The following is a 19,692-nucleotide window of genomic DNA, read 5'->3' as shown; positions in this document are numbered from 1 at the left end:
CGCCCCCGGATCACTTCGACCCCTCGTAACCGGGCAGGGCGTCCAACTCGTCGGGTGCATCGGTGTCGCGGGCGGCTTCGGGTTGTGGTCGGTCCTCTTCGACGGCGGCGATGTCCTTCGAGGCCAACTCGGAGACCTTGGCGTCCTCGGGGTCGTCGCCCACTTCCTCGGCCGTGGTCAACCGATAGGTCCGGTAGGCCATCGCCAGCACGAACGCCGCGATGCCCATCGTGATGACGATCGCGGTCAGAATCATGCCCTGGGCCAACGGATCCGCGGTGGTGGTGTGCTTGTCGCTGCCCCGACCCCAGATCGGAGGCTTTCCGGACGGGCCGCCGGCGATGAGGATGAGCAGGTTGATCGCATTGCTGATGAGCAACAGCCCCAGCAACATTCGGGTCAGGTTGCGCTCGAGCAGCAGGTAGACGCCTGCGCTGGTGAGCCCGCCGAGCAAGATAAGGGGCACAAGAGAGGTGGTCATCGCGTACCCACCACCGTCTTCTGGTCCTGGCTCAACTCCACGTCGATGCGGGCGCCGAGGCTACGCAGCACGTCGAGCACCAGACCCACGACGATGAGGTACACCCCCAGGTCGAAGAACAACGCGGTGACGAACTTGACGGTGCCCAACACCGGTACGTCGATCTCGATCAGCGCCGACGACAGCGCGGGCGCACCCACCAGAAGCGAGGCGAACGCGGTACCGGCACACAAAGTGAGTCCCGCGCCCAGGATCTTGCCCGCGTCCAGCGGCAGCGTCTCACCGAGTTCGTAGCGACCGCCGGCGAGGTAGCGCAGCACCAGCGCGAGCCCGGCCGTCAATCCACCGGCGAACCCGCCGCCGGGAGTGTTGTGTCCCGCGAAGAAGAAGTACGCCGACAACATCATGATCAGCGGGAAGATGACGCGGGTGGCGACCTCGAGAATCAACGACCGGTGCCGCGGGTCACGCAGTTCGCTGCCGCGCAGCCACGTGATCTCGCCGGCCGCCGGGCTGGTGTTCACGACCGCGGGTAGCCGGCCGATGTCGGGCTGGCCCGCATCGGACACCCGCGGCGGGGCCCCGAACCTCCTGTGCCGGAACACCATTGAGGCGACACCGGTCGCCGCGACCACGAGCACCATGACTTCACCCATCGTGTCCCAGGCGCGGATGTCGACCAGCAGCACGTTGACGGCGTTGGCGCCGTGGCCGCGGTAGTACGCCGCTTCGGGGATCAACGAGGCGATCGGAGTTCCCGTGCGCGCGGCCATCGCGTACACCGCCAAGGTGGTCACGGTCGCACCGACCGCCAGCGCCAGCACCGCCCGGGGCCACCGGTACCTCCGGATGTGGACCCGGTCGGCTTCGGCGGGCAACGTGCGCAGCACCAGCACGAACACCACGAGTGTCAACGTCTCGACCAGGAACTGGGTCAACGCCAGGTCCGGTGCGCCGTGCAGCGCGAAGATCACCCCGCACCCGTATCCGGTCACCCCGACGAGCAGCACCGCCGCCAGGCGGTTGCGCATCACCAGAGCGCCGAGCGCGGCGGCCAGGATGATCAGACCGATCACCACCTGAAGCGGTGAACCCCACAGCCTGAACTGCGGGTGGTCGCGCGCACCGACCGCGAGCGCGATGGTGGGCACCAACACCAGCGTCGACAGGATCGCCGCCTGGGTGGCCGGGATGGAACCACGCTGGGTGACAGCGGTGAGTTCCACCGCCCACAGGTCGAGCCGGCGTATCACGGCGTCGTACACGTGGTCGGCGTTGCCGAGTGGTTCTCGCATCGTGCGGAACCGGCGCAACCGTTCGCGGCCCACGAAGGCCGCCACGCCGGTGGCGATCACCAGCACCGACAACAGCAGCGGCACGTTCACGCCGTGCCACAAAGCGAGGTGGTACTCGTTGTTGCCGCCGGGCACCGTGTCGGCGTAATCCTCCAGCACATCGCCGATCCCGACGGGCCAGAGCCCGAAGGCCAGGCCCGCGGCCGCGAGGATGCCCGGCGCAATCATGAACGTGCGCTCGGGGCGGTGCATCTCGGCGACACGGGTGCTCGGCTCGGGCCGTCCCTTGCGGCCGAACGCACCGAACAGGAAACGCAGGCTGTAGATGGTCGTGAACACCGAGCCGATCGCGATGCCGGCCAGCACCACCGGGGCGAAAACGCCGAGGGTAGGGGTGTACAGCACGGTGGCCAGGTCGGCTTCCTTGGCGATGAAGCCGAAGAACGGGGGCAGCGCCGCCATGCTGGCCGACGCGCCGACGGCGATGATGAACAGCGGTCGCGCCTTGTCGCCGAGCCAGGCCAGTCTGCGGATGTCGCGGGTGCCGGTGGCATGGTCGATGATGCCGACGACCATGAACAGCGCCGCCTTGAACATGGCGTGTGCCACCAGCATCGCCAGTCCGCCGAGCATCATGTCGCTGCCGCCGGTGCCGACCATGACCGTGATCAGCCCCAGCTGACTGACCGTGCCGAAGGCCAGGATCAACTTCAGGTCGTACTCGCGCACTGCGCGCCAACCGGCCAGCAGCATGGTCAACAGGCCGAGTGAGACCACTATGGGCCGCCACACCGGGGATTCGGCGAAACTGGGGCTCATGCGCGCGATCAGGTAGACGCCGGCCTTGACCATCGCCGCGGCGTGCAGGTAAGCGCTCACCGGGGTCGGTGCGGCCATCGCGCCCGGCAGCCAGAAGTGCAGCGGCACGATCGCCGACTTCGACAGCGCGCCGACGAGGATGAGCACCAGCCCGACCGACGCCGCGACCCCGGTCGGCGGGGATTCGAGGAGTTCGGAGAGCAGGTAGGTGCCTGCCATGTTGCCGAGCACGATGATGCCGACCAGCATGGCCAGGCCACCGAACGTCGTGACCAACAACGCCTGGGTTGCCGCCCGCCTGCTGGTCAGGCGTTCGGCGTAGTGACCGACCAGAAGGAACGACAGCACCGAGGTGATCTCCCAGAACACGTAGAGCATCAGCAGGTTGTCGCTGGTGACCAGCCCGAACATCGCGCCGGAGAACGCGACCAGTTCGGCGGCGAAACTCGGCAACCGGTTCTCGATGCGGCCGTCGTGGTGCTGGAAGTAGTCGGCGCAGTAGAGAAGGACCAGCGCGCCGATGCCGAGAACCAGCACGCTCATGATCGCGGCGAGCGTGTCGAAGCGCAGCGTGATGTTCATCGACAGCTCGGGCACCCACGGCACGTCGACGGTGCTCGACCGCCCCGCGGACGGCCAGTTCTGCGCCACCCACACCAGGGACAGAAGCGGCACCAACGCCAGCGGATAGAAGGCCTTGCGCCCCCACTTGTGGACAAGCAGGGGCGCCAGCGCGGCGGCGACCGCGTGTGCGAGCAGGACGGCGAGCAGGGCACTCCGATCGGTTGTGTTGGTCAGCACGCGGCCGCCAACTGGAGAACTTATGGTCGGGGTGTCAGCCGACTAAGGCTTCGGATCGTCATTCTACGTGGGTCGATCGGGGCTACTATGCCGCGTCGTTGACACCACCGCTCGCGGTGGTCGGCGCCTGCCGGACCGCAGGGGAGCACAGCGGCAACGGCGACCTGCGCCACCTCATCGCGTCGTTCAACACCATGCTGGACCGGCTCGAAACCGAACGCACCACGGCGAGCGCGTCGGCGTTGGCCGCGCAGGAGAATGAGCGCCAGCGCATCGCGCGCGAGTTGCACGACGAGATCGGTCAGACGTTGACGGTCGCGCTGTTGCTCCTCAAGCGGGCGGTGGACCGCGCACCCGCCGAGATCCACGGTGAGCTCGCCGACACCCAAGACGCTGTGCGCGCAGGCCTCGACGAGGTCCGCAGCATCGCGCGGCGCTTGCGGCCCGAGCTCTCGAAGACCTCGGCCTGCACAGCGCGCTCAACTCGCTGTGCACGAACGCGACCGGCTTACCCTTCGTCAAACACATTGTGCTGCAGGCAGATCGGCTGAAGCCCGACGTCGCTGGTGTGCTGGTCGACGGCGACCTGACGATCACCTCACCGAGTTCCAACACGCCGCGAGAGGAGGAGGTGCTCAAACTCATCGCCGAGGGCTATTCCTCGCGCGATATCGCCAACACATTGGTCATCAGCGTCAAGACCGTCGACCGACACCGGACGAACCTGCTGGCCAAACTCGGACTGCAGGATCGAGTTACGTTGACCCGCTACGCGATTCGCGCCGGGTTGATCGAGCCGTGACGGCGTTGGCACGGCGCGGGCGTTAACCCGTACCGCACCGGGAGCGCGTGGGCCAACAACCCGACCCCCGCGCCGAGGATCGGCCAGACCGGCCAGAAGTACCACGCACCCGCGGTGAGACCGACTGCTAACCACACCGTCAGCACGATCCCGACCATGGCCAGGTAGCCGGCCAGGTGGAACTGAACACTGCGACGGGCCAGCTGCCTGCGAGCCTCCCGGCGGCGGGGATCGTTGCGTCTGAGGCGCTCGACGGGCAGATCGGCGGTGAGCTCGTGCAATTCCGGGCGGGTCGCGGCGGCGAAGGCGGCCTGCAGCCGGGCCTCGTACTCCGGCATCGCGAGGTATCCCTGCGCGAGGGCCTGGCCGAGTACGTCGGCCGTCTTCTCCCGATCGGGGTCTCCGGCGCGGACGACGGGTGCGATGGCGGGCATGCCGACCTCCTCGATCTTGACAATGACAAGTTATCTCGACTATGCCGCATGAACTTGCCACTGTCAAGATGCTTCTCCATGTCCCGCGAACGTGGGTTACCCGCACGCGTAGGGAGCGTTTGACGTGCATCAAGCCCACACTCGCGGAGGGATGTGCGCGCGTCGGTGCGTGCCGGTCGGATGCGCGGCGGAAAGGAGCCGCTCGCGGGCGACAGGATCAGCGGGCGGAAAGGAGCCGCTCGCGGGCGAAAGGATCAGCGAGCGGCCGAGAACGCCCGCAGCGACTCGACCTGCGCCGCGTCCAGCGACGGGCGCACCGCCTCGCGCGCGGCCGCGACGTCCTCGGCGGTGACGTCGGCGGCGTCGATCGAGCGCCGCATCGCGGTAAGTGCCGCCTCGCGCAACAACGCGACGCAGTCGGCGGCGCTGTAGCCCTCGAGTTCCCCGGCCAGAGCACCGAGATCTACATCGTCGGCGAGCGGAACGGACTTACCGGCGGTGCGCAGGATCTCGCGACGGGCCTCGGCGTCGGGCGGCTCGACGAACACCAGCTTCTCCAACCGGCCGGGACGCAGCAGCGCCGGGTCGATCAGATCGGGCCGGTTCGTCGCGCCGACCACCACCACGTCGCGCAGCGGTTCGATGCCGTCGAGTTCGGTCAGCAGCGCCGCGACCACGCGGTCGGTGACACCCGAGTCGAAACTCTGACCGCGTCGCGGTGCCAGCGCGTCGATCTCGTCGAGGAACACCAGCGACGGGGCCGAGTCGCGGGCTCGCCGGAACAGTTCGCGCACGGCCTTCTCCGACGAGCCGACCCATTTGTCCATCAGCTCCGCGCCCTTGACGGCGTGCACCGACAACCGCCCCGAACTGGCCAGCGCGCGCACCACGAACGTCTTGCCGCAACCGGGCGGGCCGTAGAGCAGCACACCGCGCGGCGGCGCCACGCCGAGACGCTGGAACGTGTCGGGGTGCTGCAGCGGCCACAGCACCGCTTCGGTGAGCGCCTGTTTGGTGTCGGCCATGTCGCCGACGTCGTCGAGTGTCACCGAGCCGACCGACACCTCTTCGGTGGCCGAGCGTGACAGCGGGCGGATGACGGTCGTCGCGCCCAGCAGATCGTCCTGAACCAGGGCGGGCGGCTCACCGTCGGCGCTGGCGCGCGCCGCGGCCCGCAGCGCCGCCTCGCGGACCAGCGCGGCCAGGTCGGCAACCACGAATCCCGGTGTGCGCTCGGCGATCTCGTCGAGGTCGAGGTCATTGGCAGGTACCTCGCGCAACAGCACCTCGAGCAGCTGCTTGCGGATCGCACCGTCGGGCAGGCTCAGCCCGAGCTCGCGGTCGCACAGGTCGGGCGCGCGTAACCGGACGTCGACGTTGTCGGGCTCCTGCGACGTTGCGACGAACGCCACACCGCGGGTGGCGACCGCGTTTCGGAGTTCGGTGAGTATCAGCGTGGCCACCGGCTCGGCGGTGGCCGGCAGCAGCGCGTCGATGTCGGTGATCAACAGCACGCCGCCGCCGTCGCGGACGGTCGCTACCGCCGAGGCCACCCTCGCGATCCGGTCCTCGGCTCGTAGCGAGCCGACCTCCGGTCCGTCGAGTTCGACCAGTCGCCGGTCGGCGCAGACCGCGCGCACCAGCGCTGCCTTACCGACACCGGCGGGGCCCGATACCAGAACGCCGAGATTGGCTGTGGCGCCGAGGGTTTCAAGCAGCTCGGGCCGGTCGAGTGCGAGCTTGAGCCATTCGGTGAGGCGCTGCGCCTCGGCCTGAGATCCCTTGAGGTCGTCGACGCTCAGCGCCGGTTGCGATGTCTCCGGTGCGGTCACCACCGCCTGACCCGTCGCGGCGTCCGAAGCGGGTGCGACGGATTTGCCCGATGAGCCGTCGGCCCAGCAGACCGCCGAATTGGGTTGCACGCTCACGGGTCCCGCGGGATCGGTGCCGGTCACCGTCAACAGTTCGGAGGTCCAGGTGATGCCCACCGACGAGGCAAGCGCCGCGGTCGCGCGTGAGGACGGGATGTCGGGTCCCAGCTCCCGCGGCAGGAGCGACACCGTGTCGCCAACTGTCATAACCTTGCCCAGCAACGCTTGTCGCAGCGTGGCCTGCGAGATCGACTGGCTGGCCAGCCGCGAGCCGGACAGCGTCACCGATCGTGCGCCGTAGACGGTCACGGGCGCGACGAGCACGGTGGTGTCCTCGCGCAGCCCGGCATTCGACAGCGTGACGTCGTCGAGCAGCGCGGTGCCCGCGGGAACGCCGGCCGGTGTCTCGGCGGCCACCGCGGCGGTGGTGCGCGAACCGGTCAGCGACACCGCATCCCATTCGCGGATACCCAGCGCGGCAATGGCTTCCGGATGCAGGCGAACCACACCCCTGCGCGAGTCGAGCGCCGAGGTGTTCAGCCGCGCGGTCAGCGTGAGGTGTGCCCGGGGAGCCGGGCGGTCGGCCTGCAGTTCAGTCATGTCGGGAGCCGGGTCTGCGCAGTCCCAGTCGCATCACCGACCGGCGGTGCGGCTGGGCCCGGCGGATGGCCCGTCGGGCGGCGCGCTGCTGGCGTGGTTTGTCGTCCCAGACTTCGGGGTGCGCGGCCAGGAACCGGCGGGTGCGGATGGCGAAGGGGATGTGTAGGACGTAGGCGGCGATGATGATCAGGATCACCAGGTAGCCGTAGAGGATCGCGGCGGCCACGCCGATCGCCACGAACGCCAGCAGCGGCGCGACCATGTTGGGTGGCACCGAGAACGTGTGGATCTTGCGCATCGGGATCGTGCTGACCACCAGCGCCGAGACGCCGAGCATCCAGATCACGACGGCGGGTTCCGAGGTCCACCAGCCGTCGCCGAACTGCATCTTGGCGGCCAGCGGACCGATTGCTCCGATTGCACCTGCCGGGGCCGGCATGCCGACGAAGTACTTCTTCTCGTAGTCCGGTTTGTCGACGTCGAGCATCGCGTTGAACCGGGCCAGGCGCAGCACGATGCACACCGCGTACACCAGCACCACGATCCAGCCGACCTCTGACTTCGACAGCAGCGTGCCGTACACGATGAAAGCCGGTGCGACGCCGAAGTTCACGGCGTCTGCGAGCGAATCGATCTCCTCGCCCATCCGCGACGTCGCCTTCAGGGCGCGCGCGATGCGGCCGTCGAGCGCGTCGAGTATCGCGGCGATCGCGAGGAACGCCATCGCCTCGGTCGGCCGGTCGTCCAGCGCCATCTTGACCGCGCTCAGCCCGAGGCAGATCGCGGCGACCGTCATCGCGCTGGGCAGGATGCGCAGGCTGACGACCGAACGCTTGATGCGGGGCCGAATCATGCCGGAGCCGCCCGGCCGGCGGCATCGGGCTCCAGCTCCGCCAATACCGTCTCACCCGCCAGCGCGCGCTGTCCCACCGTCACCAGGATGCGCGATCCGGCGGGCAGGTATGTGTCCAGCCGCGAGCCATAGCGAATCAGGCCGTAGGTCTCGCCGATCGCCAGTTCGTCACCGATCTTGGCCTCGCACACGATGCGCCGCGCCACCAGGCCGGCGATCTGTACGGCGATCACCTCGACGCCGTCGGTGGTGCGGATCAGCACGCTGTTGCGCTCGTTGTCCTCGCTGGCCGCTTCCAGTTCGGCCGACCCGAACAAACCCGGTCGGTGCTCGACCGCGACGACCTCACCGCTGATCGGGGCGCGCTGCACATGCGCGTCGAAGACCGACAAGAAGATGCTGATGCGGGGCAATGGCGTTGGGGGCAAACCGAGTTCGGCCGGTGGCTGCGCCTCCTCGATCAGGCAGATCAAACCGTCGGCGGGCGCGACGACCAGACCTGGCCGGGTGGGGGGTACGCGCGGCGGGTGGCGGAAGAACGCGGCGTTGGCGGCGGCCGAGGCCAGCGCGGCGCCGCGTAGCCACGGGTTCCGGCGCCCGAGCGCGGCCAGCGTCAGGCTCGCGCCGACGAACGGCAGCCCCGCGGGATGCATCGGGGGGATCGTGGTACGGGCCAGCGCCAAGAGCCGCGCGGGGCCGGATTTCAGGTCGGGGCGTCTGGCCATCGTCCCGCGATTCTACGGGCCGGGTGCACGCCGCGGCATTGGCCGGTCCGCCGGGAAATCAGGTCAGGTCCCACACCTGGACCGGCGACCCGGCCGAAAGAGCGTCGACATCCTCGGCGATCTCCAGCAGACAGTTCGCCGAGGCCAGCCACCGCAGGTGGTGTGAGGCCGGCGGTCCGTAGCTGGTCACCGTCCCGGCGGCCGCGTCGAGCACGCCGCGGCGGAACTGGCGTTTTCCGCGCGGCGAGGTGAGGTCCTCGGTCAGCACTGCGCTGCGGCGCGGCCGGGCGGGGTTCGCCAACCCCATTGCGAGGCGCAGCGGCGCGCGCAGGAACACCTCGAAAGAGACCAGCGCGCTGACCGGGTTGCCGGGCAGCGTGACGATCGGGATGTCCCGCTGCGGTGACGCGGGCGGGCCCGGGGCGGTGATGACGCCGCAGCCCTGCGGCATGCCCGGCTGCATGGCGACCTTGACGAAGTCCACCGACCCGCCGAGGCCCGATGTCACGGGCCCTCCGGCTCCGAGCGCATCCTTGACGACCTCGTACGCGCCCGCGCTCACCCCACCCGTCGTGATGACCAGGTCGGCGTCACGGGTGTGCTTTGCAAGGGTGGCGCGGAACGATTCGACGTCGTCGCCGGTCATGGGAGAAGCCACCACCCCGGCGCCGGCGTCGCGCAGCGCCGCGGCAAGCATCACCGCGTTCGATTCGTAGATCTGACCGGGTGCCAGCGGTGTGCCGGGTGCGACGAGTTCGGTGCCGGTCGACATCACCAGCACGCGCTGGCGCGGTATCACCGTCAACTCGGCAAGACCCAGTGCGGCGGCCAACCCGAGCGCCGCCGGTGTGACGAGTTGCCCCGCGCGCAGTACGGCCGTTCCGGCCGTGACGTCCTCACCGGCGCGCCGGATGTGCTGCCCGTCTCTCGCGGCTGCGCGAATCTCCACGGTGTCGGTCGCTGCGTTCGTCGCCTCCACCGGCACTACCGCCGTCGCACCGGCGGGAAGCATCGCCCCGGTCATGATCCGGTGCGCCGCACCGGGTTTCAGCACCAGAAGATCGGTGCGGCCGGCGGGGACGTCCTCGGCGACGGGCAGCCGGACCGGGTTCTCGGGCGTGGCCGAAGCCACGTCGTCGACCATGACGGCGTAGCCGTCCATCGCGGAGTTGTCGAAGCCGGGCAGCGACAACGGCGCGACGACGTCCTCGGCCAACACCAGACCCAGCGCGTCGGCGATCGGAACGCTGACCGCTGGACGGGCGGTGATCAACGCGGCGACGACGCGCTGATGCTCTTCGACGGTCCGCATCAGAGGGGGTATGTGACGCCGGTCAGTTCCTCGGACATGGTCCACAATCGGCGCTGAATGTCTTCGTCGTGCGATTGTGCGCTCGAGGCAACGAGTTTCGGATGGCCCTTCACTTCGCCGATACCGTCGGGGCCGTAGTACTGTCCGCCCTGCACGCCCGGGTCGGTGGCCGCGCGAAGCGTGGGCAGCGCACCCTTGTCCGCGGGCTGGGTGAAGATCTTCCACACGACATCCGGAACGAAAACCGGTATATAGCGCATCAATTCGGTGTCCGAGAACCCGGGGTGTGCAGCGACCGCGATGGCGGCAGCGCCGTCAGCTGCCAGGCGCCGTTGCAGTTCGTAGGTGAACAGCAGGTTGGCCAGCTTGGACTGTCCATAGGCTTGGACGCGGTTGTATCCGGTTTCGAAATGCGGGTCCTCGAAGCGGATTCGAGCCATGATCCGGTGGCCGACGCTGCTGACCGTCACGACGCGCGACCCGTCGATGCTGCGCAGGTTGTCGAGCAGCAGGCCCGTCAGCGCGAAGTGGCCGAGGTGGTTGGTGCCGAACTGCATCTCGAAACCGTCTTTGGTGGTCTCGCGGCTCGGCACGTACATCACGCCTGCGTTGTTGATCAGCAGATCGATGCGCGGGTGCGCGGCGCGCAGCTCGTCGGCGGCCTTGCGGACGCTGTCCAGCGAGGACAGGTCGAGTTCCTGCAGGCTGACCACGGCGTCGGGACTCGCCTTCTTGATGCGGTCGACCGCTTCGTTGCCTTTGTCGAGGTTGCGTACCGCGAGCACCACCGCAGCGCCTGCGCCTGCCAGGGCGGCCGCGGTGTCATATCCGAGCCCGCTGTTCGCGCCTGTCACGATCGCGGTCCGCCCGGACTGGTCCGGCAGGTCGGCCACGGTCCATTTGCTGCCCATGACGATCAACATACTCAGCGGCCGATGGACTCGCGGTTACCTAGGCTGGATGCCTGATGACCGATCTCGTGGATTTCTTGGACCCCGCGAACAAACCGAGCCGCAAGGCGCCGTTGGTGTGGGCGATCGGCGCGGCGATCCCGTGGTTGTTCGTGGTGCTAGGGCAACTGGTGTGGTTCGCAGTGGACCCGCGGCCGTGGTGGGTGCATGCGCTCGCGGCGCTGGGCACGCTGCTCGGCATCGTGATGTTCGTCGTCGTCGTCCCGTGGTGGCGGTACCGGGTGCACCGGTGGGACATCGATCCGCGGGCGGTGTACACCCGCACCGGTTGGTGGACCCAGGAGCGCCGCATCGCGCCGATCTCGCGCGTGCAGACCGTCGACACCGAACGCGGCCCGCTGGAGCGGTTCTTCGGGCTCGCCAACGTGACGGTGACGACGGCGTCGTCGGCGGGCGCGGTTCGCATCGTCGCGCTGGACACCGACGTGGCCGACGCGGTGGTCGCCCGTCTCACCGACATCGCCGCGCTGGGAACCGAGGACGCGACGTGACAGTCACCGGGTGGGAGCAGCCCGCTGGCGAGGAATGGCAGCGCCTGAGCCCGCGGATGCTGTTGGTGCACCCTGTACACGAGGTGGTCCGCCAGATCCCGGTGCTCGTCGGCACGCTGGTGCTCGGCTCCGCGACGGGCAACCCGCTCCTTGCCGTCGCGGTGCTGGGGATCACCGTCGCGATCGGCTTGGCGCGGTGGTTCACCACCACATTCCGCGTGGGACCGAGCGATGTGCAGCTGCGCACCGGTGTGTTGCAGCGCAAGATGCTCTCGGTGCCGCGCAACAGGATTCGGTCGGTGTCCACTGACGCCCGCCTGCTGCACCGGTTGCTGGGGCTGACGGTGTTGCGGGTCAGCACCGGCCAGGAGGCCAGGGGTGACGCAGCGTTCGCGCTCGACGCCGTGCCCACCGAGCAGGTCGGCAGGTTGCGCGCCGAGTTGCTGGCCGAATCCCTTGCGGTGGAGGAGGACAAGCCGTCTGCACCCGGTCGCGTGCTCGCGCGGTGGACGCCGTCGTGGTTGCGCTACAGCCCGCTGAGCTTCACCGGGCTGGCGATGATCGCCGCCACGGTCGGCGTGGCCTATCAGGTGGGCGTCGACAGCGGCGTGCACGAATCGGGTCTTGCCCAGTCGTGGCTCGACACGGCCAGAAGCCTCGGGGCGGCGGCCGGTATCGCACTCGGCGCGGCGGTGCTTCTGCTGGCCTCCGTCGTGCTCTCGGTGCTGCAGTCGTTGTTGATCTACGGCAACCTCGAACTGCGAAGGGACTTCGAGGTGCTGCATCTGAAGTACGGGCTGATCCGCGTCCGCGAACACACCTTCGACATGCGCCGCCTGCGCGGGGGCACGCTCCGGGAGCCGTTGCTGGTGAGGCTGTTCGGCGGTGCGCGCCTCGACGCGGTGATGACCGGTGTCGGGGGAGAGGGTGAGTCGTCGTTGTTGTTGCCGCCGTGTCCCAAGCGCACCGCCGACGAGGTGTTGACGGGTCTGATCGCACGCCGCGACGCGGTGACCGGGCCGCTCCGTGCACACGGCCCCGTCGCCACGCGCAGGCGCTGGACCCGGGCGATGGTGCTGCCCGCCGCGGCGGCGGTGGCGCTGCTGGTGGCGCCGACGCCGATATGGGTGTGGGTGTTCTGGGTTCTGCTCACCGGGTGCTGCGCGCTGCTGGCGTTCGACCGCGCACGGTCGTTGGGGCACCGCGTGGGAGACGGCTGGTTGGTCGCGCGTACGGGGAGCCTGCAGCGCCGCCGCGACTGTATCGACGCGTCGGGCATCATCGGCTGGACCGTGCGCCAGACGTGGATGCAGCGGCGCGCGGGGGTGGCGACACTGGTCGCCGCTACGGCCGCCGGGGTCAAGCACTATCAGGTGATCGACGTGCCCGCGACGCTAGCGTGGTCGATTGCGGCGCAGGCGTCGCCGTGGGTGGCCGACACAGCATGGGTGGGCGCGGGGTCCGAGTTGCGCTGACCGGTGTGCCGTTTACTGTCGGGCCATGGCTATCGGTGGGGTGCTGTTCGACATCGATGGCGTGTTGGTGACCTCGTGGCGTCCGATCGAAGGCGCGGCACAGACGGTCCGTTCGTTGACCGACAACCAGGTTGCCTGCGCGTACCTGACCAACACGACGACCAAGACCCGCGTGCAGATCGCCGAACTGCTCTCCGAAGCGGGGATGGCTGTTCGGCCCGACGAGGTCATCACCGCCGCGGTGTTGACCGCGCAATACGTGCGCGACCGGTATCCGGACGCGCGTTGCTTCCTGGTCAACAGCGGGCAGATCGCCGAGGACATGCCCGGCATCGACATCGTCTACTCGCACGAGTACAGCGGTCCCCGCGCACCGGAGACCCCGGACGTCATCCTGCTCGGCGGTGCGGGTCCGGAGTACAGCCACCTGACGTTGTCGTGGGTCTACGACTGGATGGCCCAGGGAGTGCCGGTGGTCGCGATGCACCGCAGCACCGCATGGACGACGACCGACGGGTTGCGCGTGGACACCGGCATGTACCTGCTCGGCATGGAGGAGACCTCGGGGCGCAAAGCCACCGCGGTCGGCAAGCCCGCCCCCGAGGGTTTCCTCGCCGCGGCGAGCCGGCTCGGAGTCGAACCCGACGAGATGTACATGGTCGGCGACGATCTCAACAATGACGTGCTGGCGGCACAGGTGGTCGGTATGACCGGCGTGTTGGTGCGCACGGGCAAGTTTCGCCAGGATACGTTGGATCGTTGGGCGGCAGATGAATTCGCGATGCAGCCGAATCATGTGATCGACTCCGTGGCCAACCTGCCGCAGCTTCTCGGACTGTAGGGGACATAGATGTGGGAGCGGGTGCAGCAGATGTTGCTGCAGCGGGGTATCAACACGTACCTGGAATTGGCGCTGTGGATCACGCTGGTCTACATCGTGATTGGGGTCGGTTACGCGATGTTTCACATCGAGCTGATCGGTCAGCTCGAGGCGGCGCTGTCGGGCGACTTCACGATCTTCGCCAACATCGCGGCCCTGGTCGTGGCCGTCGTGCTCTGGCCGCTGCTGTTGATCAGCGCGTGGGTGTGTGGGGTGGCCGGGTGCGGAATCTTCTGACGATGACTTCTCGTTCCCGCCGCAGTCTGTATTGACATGACAGAACAACGTATCCACGCGACCACCACCGTCAATGCCCCGATCGACACCGTGTTCGATGTGCTCGCCGACCCGTCGACGCACCAGGCGATCGACGGCACCGGATGGGTGCGCGAGCCGCTCGACTCCGAACCCTTGACCGAGGTCGGCCAGGTCTTCCGGATGGGTATGCACCACGACAACCATCCAGAGAAGTACTACGAGATGGCCAACCGGGTCGAGGTGCTCGACCGGCCGCGAGTCATCGGGTGGCTGCCCGGCCAGGGTCCCGAGCAGCGCGGCTATCTGATGAATGGCACCGAACTCGAATGGGGCGGATGGCTCTGGCGATACGACCTCGAAGCGGTGGCCGAAGACCGGACGGCGGTCACGTTGACCTACGACTGGTCGAACGTGGCGCCGCACATGCGCGACATCGAGTTCCCGCCGTTCGAGCCGCAGCACCTCGACAACTCGCTGAAGAACCTCGCCTCGCTCGCCGAGTCGCGCGGCTGAGGGGCTTTCCTCGCGGGCAGTACCGCTAGGACTGCAGGGTCCGTACCGCCTCGATGCGGGCGCGGAGCTGATCGGTCGTCGCTGCCGCGACCGCCGGGCCGCCGCAGATCCGGCGCAGCTCCTTGTGGATCCAGCCGTGTGGTTTACCGGTGCGGTGGTGGGCGATGGACACCAGCGTGTTGAGTTCCTTGCGCAGCTCGCGCAGTTGGCCGTGGGTGGAGACCCGCGGCACCTCACCCGAGGCGGTCTGGCGGGTGAGTTGTTCTTCCTGCCTGCGCCGCAGCAGGTCTCGCATCTGGTCGGGGGCGAGCAGGCCGGGGATGCCGAGGTAGTCGGCCTCGTCCTCGCTGCCGACGGCCGCTGCGGTACCGAAGGACGAGCCGTCGAAGATCACCTGGTCGAGCTCGGCGTCGGCGCCCAACATCTCGAAGCCGTTGTCGGCCTCGCCCGGCTCGTCTTTCTTCTTGTTGGCGTCCTCGAGGGCCGCGTCGTCCCATTCGCCCTGCGACTCGCGGTGTGGCTTGCCGAGCACGTGGTCGCGCTGTGCCTCCATCTCGCTGGCCAGGTCGAGCAGCGCGGGCACCGACGGCAGAAAGATGCTTGCGGTCTCGCCGGGACGTCGGGAGCGGACATAGCGTCCGATCGCCTGGGCGAAGAACAACGGGGTCGAGGCCGACGTCGCATACACGCCGACGGCGAGTCGCGGCACGTCGACACCCTCGGAGACCATGCGCACCGCGACCAGCCAACGACCCGTGCCCGCCGCGTATTCGGCGATGCGGTCCGAGGAACCGGGGTCGTCGGACAGGACGAGCGTCGGCGCCTCCCCGGTCAGCGTTGTCAGCACCTTGGCGTAGGCGCGGGCGGCTTTCTGGTCCGAGGCGATCACCATCGCGCCCGCATCGGGCACCCCGCCGTTGCGCAGCTGGGACAGCCGGGTGTCGGCGGCCTGCAGCACCGCCGGGATCCACTCGCCGTTCGGGTCGAGCACCGTGCGCCAGGCCCGCGCGGTCTGCTCGGCGTTGAGCGGTTCGCCGAGGCGCGCCGAAAACTCCTCGCCCGCGCTGGTGCGCCAGCGCGCCTCCCCGGAGTAGGCCATGAACACCACCGGCCGCACCACGCCGTCGGCCAGCGCATCGGAGTACCCGTAGATGTGATCGGCCCGCGAGCGCAGCACCCCGTCGCCATCGGGCTCGTAGGTGACGAAGGGGATCGGGCTGTCGTCGCTGCGGAACGGTGTACCGGTCAGCGCCAGCCGGCGGGTGGCGTCGTTGAACGCCTCACGCATGGCCTCGCCCCAGCTTTTCGCATCACCGCCGTGGTGGATCTCGTCGAAGATGACCAGCGTGCGGTAGTTCTCGGTGCGCACCCGGTGCCGGGTGGGGTGGCTGGCCACCTGGGCATAGGTCACGACGACGCCGTGGTACTCCGAGGAGTGGTGCGCGGCGCTGTTGGAGAACTTCGGGTCCAGCGCCAGGCCGAGCCTGGCGGCGGCCAGCGCCCACTGGATCTTGAGATGCTCGGTCGGCACGACGACGGTGATGCGTTCGACGGCGCCGTCGGCCAACAGCTCGCCGGCAACGCGCAGGGCAAACGTCGTCTTACCCGCGCCCGGTGTGGCTACGGCGAGGAAATCGCGCGGTTTGGCGCCAAGATACCGCACCAATGCCCGACGCTGCCAGCTTCGCAAAGCCTGGGTGCCGGGCGCTGTGTCTGCCCGCACCCAAAGACTCCTCACTGATCGGACAGCAGCCTAGCGCAACGGATTACGGCCGCGCATCTCTGCGTGGCGTGTCGCCGGACAGCCGGTGTGTCGAACACGACCGGCGGCTGCGAACCACCGCTGAGCGCCCAGCGGCCGACGCTGCGTCGCGACCCGCTGGGGAGTGCCCGCAGCAAACACCGTGCTTGTCCTGGCGCGAGGTGGGTACTCTGCGCCAACCATGTCGGCAACCCCCATTACCCCCAGCGACGACATCGACCCGTGCGTCCGTGTCTTCGGTACCCGCGTGCACAACTTACGGGGCGTCGACGTCGCCGCCCCGCGCGACGCGCTGGTGGCGTTCACCGGTATCTCCGGTTCCGGCAAATCGTCGCTGGCGTTCGGCACCATCTACGCCGAGGCGCAGCGCAGGTACTTCGAGTCGGTGTCCCCGTACGCGCGGCGCCTGCTGCTGCCGACCGGCGCGCCCAAGGTGGACGACATCACCGGGCTGCCTCCGGCCGTCGCCCTGCAGCAGCGCAGGGGGGCGGCCACCTCACGGTCCACGGTCGGCACCGTCACGACCCTGTCCAATCTCCTGAGAATGCTGTTCTCCCGTGCCGGGACGTACCCGCGCGGCGCCACCGAACGACTCGACTCCGACGCGTTCTCCCCGAACACTGCCGTCGGCGCCTGTTCGAAGTGTCACGGTCTCGGGCGGATCCACGAGGTGACCGAGCAGACGCTCGTCTCGGACCCCTCGTTGACCATCCGCGAGGGCGCCGTCGCGGCGTGGCCGGGCGCCTGGCAGGGCCAGAACCTGCGCGACATCCTCATCACGCTGGGGTTCGACATCGACAAGCCCTGGCGGAAACTACCCAAGCGGCAACGTGATTGGATCTTATTCACCGACGAGCAGCCCACCGTCGAGATCGATCCGGGCCAGCATCCGGTCACGGCCGACTACTACTACAACGGAACTTTCTCCAGCGCCGAACGCCACGTCCGCCACACGCTGGCGAACTCGCAGAGCGCGATGATGCGCCGACGCGTCCTGCAATTCGTCGACAGCGTCGAATGCGGGGTATGTCACGGATCGGGTCTGCGACCCGAGGCGCTGAAGGTCTCCTTCGCGGGTCGCACCATCGCCGACTACGTGGCGATGCCACTGGCCGAACTCGCCGATGCGCTGCGGCCGACCGCCGCCCGCAAGGACGCCGCCCCGGCGTTCGAGTCGACCGCATCCGGTGAGTTCACCGAGGTGGCCACGATGATCGCGGCCGATCTGGTCGCCCGCATTCAGGTGCTCATCGACCTCGGCCTCGGCTATCTGACGCTGAACCGCCGCACGCCAACCGTGTCGCCGGGTGAACTGCAGCGGCTACGGCTGGCCACGCAGCTGCGAGCCGGATTGTTCGGGGTGCTCTACGTGCTGGACGAGCCGTCGGCCGGCCTGCACCCCGCTGATGCGGAGCCGTTGCTCGACGTGCTGGATCGCCTTCGGCGAGCGGGTAATTCGCTGTTCATCGTCGAACACGACATGGATGTCGTGCGCCGGGCCGACTGGATCGTCGACGTCGGCCCCGGCGCGGGCGAACACGGAGGACGAGTGCTCTACAGCGGACCCGTCTCCGGCCTGAAGGACGTCGACGAGTCGCTCACCCGTCGTTACCTGTTCGGTGACGAGGCGGCCGAACCGCGGACCCCGCGCGATCCGTCGTCGCGGCTGCGATTGCGGGGCATCTGTTTTCACAATCTGCGCGACGTGGATGTCGACCTGCCGCTCGGCGTCTACACCGCGGTCACCGGTGTGTCCGGTTCAGGCAAGTCGACACTGGTCGTCAAAGTTCTTGGTGATGTGGTGAACCGCCATCTGGGCCGCGCCGTCGGCATGGCCGAAAGCGACGGCGACACCGACGATTCCGACGCCGAGATCGTCGACCTCGATCACGACGCCAGCATCGGGGTGACGGTCGAGGGCGTCGATGTGATCGACCGACTGGTCGCCGTCGACCAGCGACCGATCGGGCGCACCCCGCGTTCGACGCTGGCCACCTACACCGGCCTGTTCGACGCGGTCCGACGAGTGTTCGCCGCGACGCCGGCCGCGCGCCGCCGGGGCTGGACGGCGGGGCGGTTCTCGTTCAACGTCGCAGAAGGCCGATGCGAGACCTGCCAGGGGGAGGGCTTCGTATCGGTCGAACTGCTGTTCCTGCCGGGCACCTATGCCACCTGCCCGACGTGCGGGGGCGCCCGCTACAACGAAGCCACGCTGCGGGTGCGTTACCGCGACCACACCATCGCCGACGTCCTGGCCATGACCGTCGAGGAAGCCGCACAGTTCCTCGACGACATACCAGGTGCCTCGCGCAGCCTGACGACGCTGCGTGAGGTCGGGCTGGGATATCTGCGTCTCGGCCAGCCCGCCACCGAACTGTCCGGCGGCGAGGCTCAGCGAATCAAGCTGGCATCGGAACTGCAGCGGCTCCGCCGCGGCCACACGCTCTACGTCCTCGACGAACCCACCACCGGATTGCACCCGGCGGATGTGGATCTACTCGACGCCCAACTGCATCGCCTCGTCGACGCGGGTAACACCGTGGTGGTGGCCGAACACGACATGCGGATGGTCGCCGGGGTGGACTGGGTGGTCGACCTCGGACCGGGCGCAGGCCACGACGGCGGACGGGTGGTCGCCGCGGGCACACCGCAGAAGGTGAGTCAGGCGAAGGGCAGCCGCACCGCGCGGTATCTGGCCGCGCGGCTGGCTACTCGATGAAGAAGTTGTCGTTGGCGATGAACCACTCCCGGCGCTCATCGTCGGTCAGGCCGCCCAGCGCGGCGAAGCCCTCGAAGTAGTGCTCGCGCGGGGCGCCGGGAGCGAACAGCATCAACAGCGACGTCGGCGCGTCGGCCTCGTTGCGGAAGCCGTGGATGCCGCCGGGCGGCACGTAGAAGAAATCGGTGGGATTTCCGTCGAGCCACTCGGTGCCGTTGTAGAGCCGCACGGTCCCCGACAGCACGAAGAAGGCCTCCGAGATCGCGCGGTGAAAGTGCGGTCCCGGCCCGCCGCCGTTCGGCGCGATCTCCACGCGGTACAGCCCGTAGTCGCCGTCGGTGGCTTTCTGGTCGGCGAGGTAGTGGTACTTCACCAACCCGAACGAGTCGTAATCGGCCGCCTGGGCGCCGCGCCGCACCCAGGCACTGGCTTCCGGTTCGGGCGCGGTGTACCGCGGGGGTGGGTAGGGCGGAACCTGCCGGGGATCGACGAGCGACATGCCTACCCACCCTGCCACGGTCAGACCGCCGCGGGCACCGGATACATGATCCCGGCGGTGGACCACGCGGTCATGGCTTCCCCTCGATAGAGTATTAAACGGAGCGAGCGCCCCGGTTCCTTACGAATATC

The 19,692-nt window shown here is 68.7% G+C and carries 16 protein-coding genes and 2 pseudogenes; 8 read left to right on the top strand and 10 right to left on the bottom strand.

The genetic code is table 11. The features are described 5' to 3' along the window. Positions 1-10 precede the first annotated feature (10 nt). Together AAHH99_RS13705 and AAHH99_RS13700 are read right to left on the bottom strand one after the other, a co-directional pair. Positions 11-481, bottom strand: coding sequence for a Na(+)/H(+) antiporter subunit C (locus AAHH99_RS13705; RefSeq protein ID WP_418769088.1), 471 nt, complete (start codon positions 479-481; stop codon positions 11-13). Further along, positions 478-3,366 (bottom strand): Na+/H+ antiporter subunit A, encoded by a 2,889-nt coding sequence (locus AAHH99_RS13700; RefSeq protein ID WP_418769627.1) that lies wholly within the window; start codon positions 3,364-3,366, stop codon positions 478-480. Before AAHH99_RS13700 ends, AAHH99_RS13705 begins: the two co-directional genes overlap by 4 nt. A gap of 182 nt (positions 3,367-3,548) precedes the next feature. Between AAHH99_RS13700 and AAHH99_RS13695 the strand changes: the two are divergent. Beyond that, positions 3,549-3,958 (top strand): annotated as a pseudogene (locus tag AAHH99_RS13695) (sensor histidine kinase); the annotation flags it as partial. Positions 3,959-4,009: 51 nt separating this feature from the next. After that, a pseudogene (locus AAHH99_RS13690) lies at positions 4,010-4,198 on the top strand (response regulator transcription factor); the annotation flags it as partial. Here the strand turns inward: AAHH99_RS13690 and AAHH99_RS13685 are convergent. The 6 genes from AAHH99_RS13685 to AAHH99_RS13660 all read right to left on the bottom strand — a co-directional run bounded on the left by AAHH99_RS13685 (position 4,165) and on the right by AAHH99_RS13660 (position 10,904). Beyond that, a complete protein-coding gene (locus AAHH99_RS13685; RefSeq protein ID WP_418769087.1) occupies positions 4,165-4,632 on the bottom strand; it encodes a DUF1707 domain-containing protein in 468 nt (155 codons plus the stop codon). The pseudogene AAHH99_RS13690 and the gene AAHH99_RS13685 sit on opposite strands and share 34 nt — an antisense overlap. A 254-nt stretch (positions 4,633-4,886) precedes the next feature. Further along, entirely contained in the window at positions 4,887-7,103 is a 2,217-nt protein-coding gene (locus AAHH99_RS13680; RefSeq protein ID WP_418769086.1) for an AAA family ATPase, read from the bottom strand. Next, complete coding sequence (locus AAHH99_RS13675; protein ID WP_418769085.1) at positions 7,096-7,956, bottom strand: CDP-alcohol phosphatidyltransferase family protein; 861 nt, start codon at positions 7,954-7,956, stop codon at positions 7,096-7,098. Before AAHH99_RS13675 ends, AAHH99_RS13680 begins: the two co-directional genes overlap by 8 nt. After that, positions 7,953-8,681 carry a phosphatidylserine decarboxylase gene (locus AAHH99_RS13670; RefSeq protein WP_418769084.1) on the bottom strand — a complete coding sequence of 243 codons (729 nt, stop codon included), beginning with the start codon at positions 8,679-8,681 and terminating at the stop codon, positions 7,953-7,955. The genes AAHH99_RS13675 and AAHH99_RS13670 overlap by 4 nt, the downstream gene beginning before the upstream one ends. A gap of 58 nt (positions 8,682-8,739) precedes the next feature. Then, a complete protein-coding gene (gene glp, locus AAHH99_RS13665) occupies positions 8,740-9,993 on the bottom strand; it encodes a gephyrin-like molybdotransferase Glp (RefSeq protein ID WP_418769083.1) in 1,254 nt (417 codons plus the stop codon). Further along, positions 9,993-10,904, bottom strand: coding sequence for an SDR family NAD(P)-dependent oxidoreductase (locus tag AAHH99_RS13660; protein ID WP_418769082.1), 912 nt, complete (start codon positions 10,902-10,904; stop codon positions 9,993-9,995). Before AAHH99_RS13660 ends, glp begins: the two co-directional genes overlap by 1 nt. Before the next feature lie 56 nt (positions 10,905-10,960). Between AAHH99_RS13660 and AAHH99_RS13655 the strand changes: the two genes are divergently transcribed. Genes AAHH99_RS13655 through AAHH99_RS13635 form a run of 5 tightly spaced genes read left to right on the top strand, consistent with a single transcriptional unit; the run spans position 10,961 to position 14,581 of the window. After that, on the top strand, positions 10,961-11,455 hold the full coding sequence (locus AAHH99_RS13655) for a PH domain-containing protein (protein ID WP_418769081.1): 495 nt from the start codon (positions 10,961-10,963) through the stop codon (positions 11,453-11,455). Between the two features lie 56 nt (positions 11,456-11,511). Further along, the gene (locus AAHH99_RS13650; protein ID WP_418769626.1) at positions 11,512-12,930 is read left to right on the top strand and encodes a PH domain-containing protein; all 1,419 of its coding nucleotides are present in this window, start codon (positions 11,512-11,514) and stop codon (positions 12,928-12,930) included. A 25-nt stretch (positions 12,931-12,955) separates the two neighbouring features. Next, on the top strand, positions 12,956-13,771 hold the full coding sequence (locus AAHH99_RS13645; RefSeq protein ID WP_418769080.1) for an HAD-IIA family hydrolase: 816 nt from the start codon (positions 12,956-12,958) through the stop codon (positions 13,769-13,771). Between the two features lie 30 nt (positions 13,772-13,801). Then, on the top strand, positions 13,802-14,047 hold the full coding sequence (locus tag AAHH99_RS13640; RefSeq protein ID WP_418769625.1) for an addiction module protein: 246 nt from the start codon (positions 13,802-13,804) through the stop codon (positions 14,045-14,047). A gap of 36 nt (positions 14,048-14,083) precedes the next feature. Beyond that, positions 14,084-14,581, top strand: a complete 498-nt coding sequence (locus AAHH99_RS13635) for a polyketide cyclase (RefSeq protein WP_418769079.1) — start codon at positions 14,084-14,086, stop codon at positions 14,579-14,581. A 25-nt stretch (positions 14,582-14,606) separates the two neighbouring features. On the opposite strand, the gene AAHH99_RS13630 is transcribed toward AAHH99_RS13635, so the two are convergent. Next, entirely contained in the window at positions 14,607-16,304 is a 1,698-nt protein-coding gene (locus AAHH99_RS13630; RefSeq protein WP_418769078.1) for a DEAD/DEAH box helicase, read from the bottom strand. A 220-nt stretch (positions 16,305-16,524) separates the two neighbouring features. On the opposite strand from AAHH99_RS13630, the gene AAHH99_RS13625 reads away from it, so the two are divergent. Further along, entirely contained in the window at positions 16,525-19,062 is a 2,538-nt protein-coding gene (locus AAHH99_RS13625) for an ABC transporter (protein WP_418769077.1), read from the top strand. On the opposite strand, the gene AAHH99_RS13620 is transcribed toward AAHH99_RS13625, so the two are convergent. After that, the gene (locus tag AAHH99_RS13620; RefSeq protein WP_418769076.1) at positions 19,052-19,561 is read right to left on the bottom strand and encodes a cupin domain-containing protein; all 510 of its coding nucleotides are present in this window, start codon (positions 19,559-19,561) and stop codon (positions 19,052-19,054) included. The two genes, AAHH99_RS13625 and AAHH99_RS13620, sit on opposite strands and share 11 nt — an antisense overlap. Positions 19,562-19,692 lie beyond the last annotated feature (131 nt).

The sequence above is a fragment of the Mycobacterium neumannii genome, assembly GCF_048452905.1.
Lineage (GTDB): Bacteria > Actinomycetota > Actinomycetes > Mycobacteriales > Mycobacteriaceae > Mycobacterium > Mycobacterium neumannii_B.
Note: the sequence above shows the minus strand (reverse complement) of the source record. Positions and strands in the feature narration are given on the sequence as shown.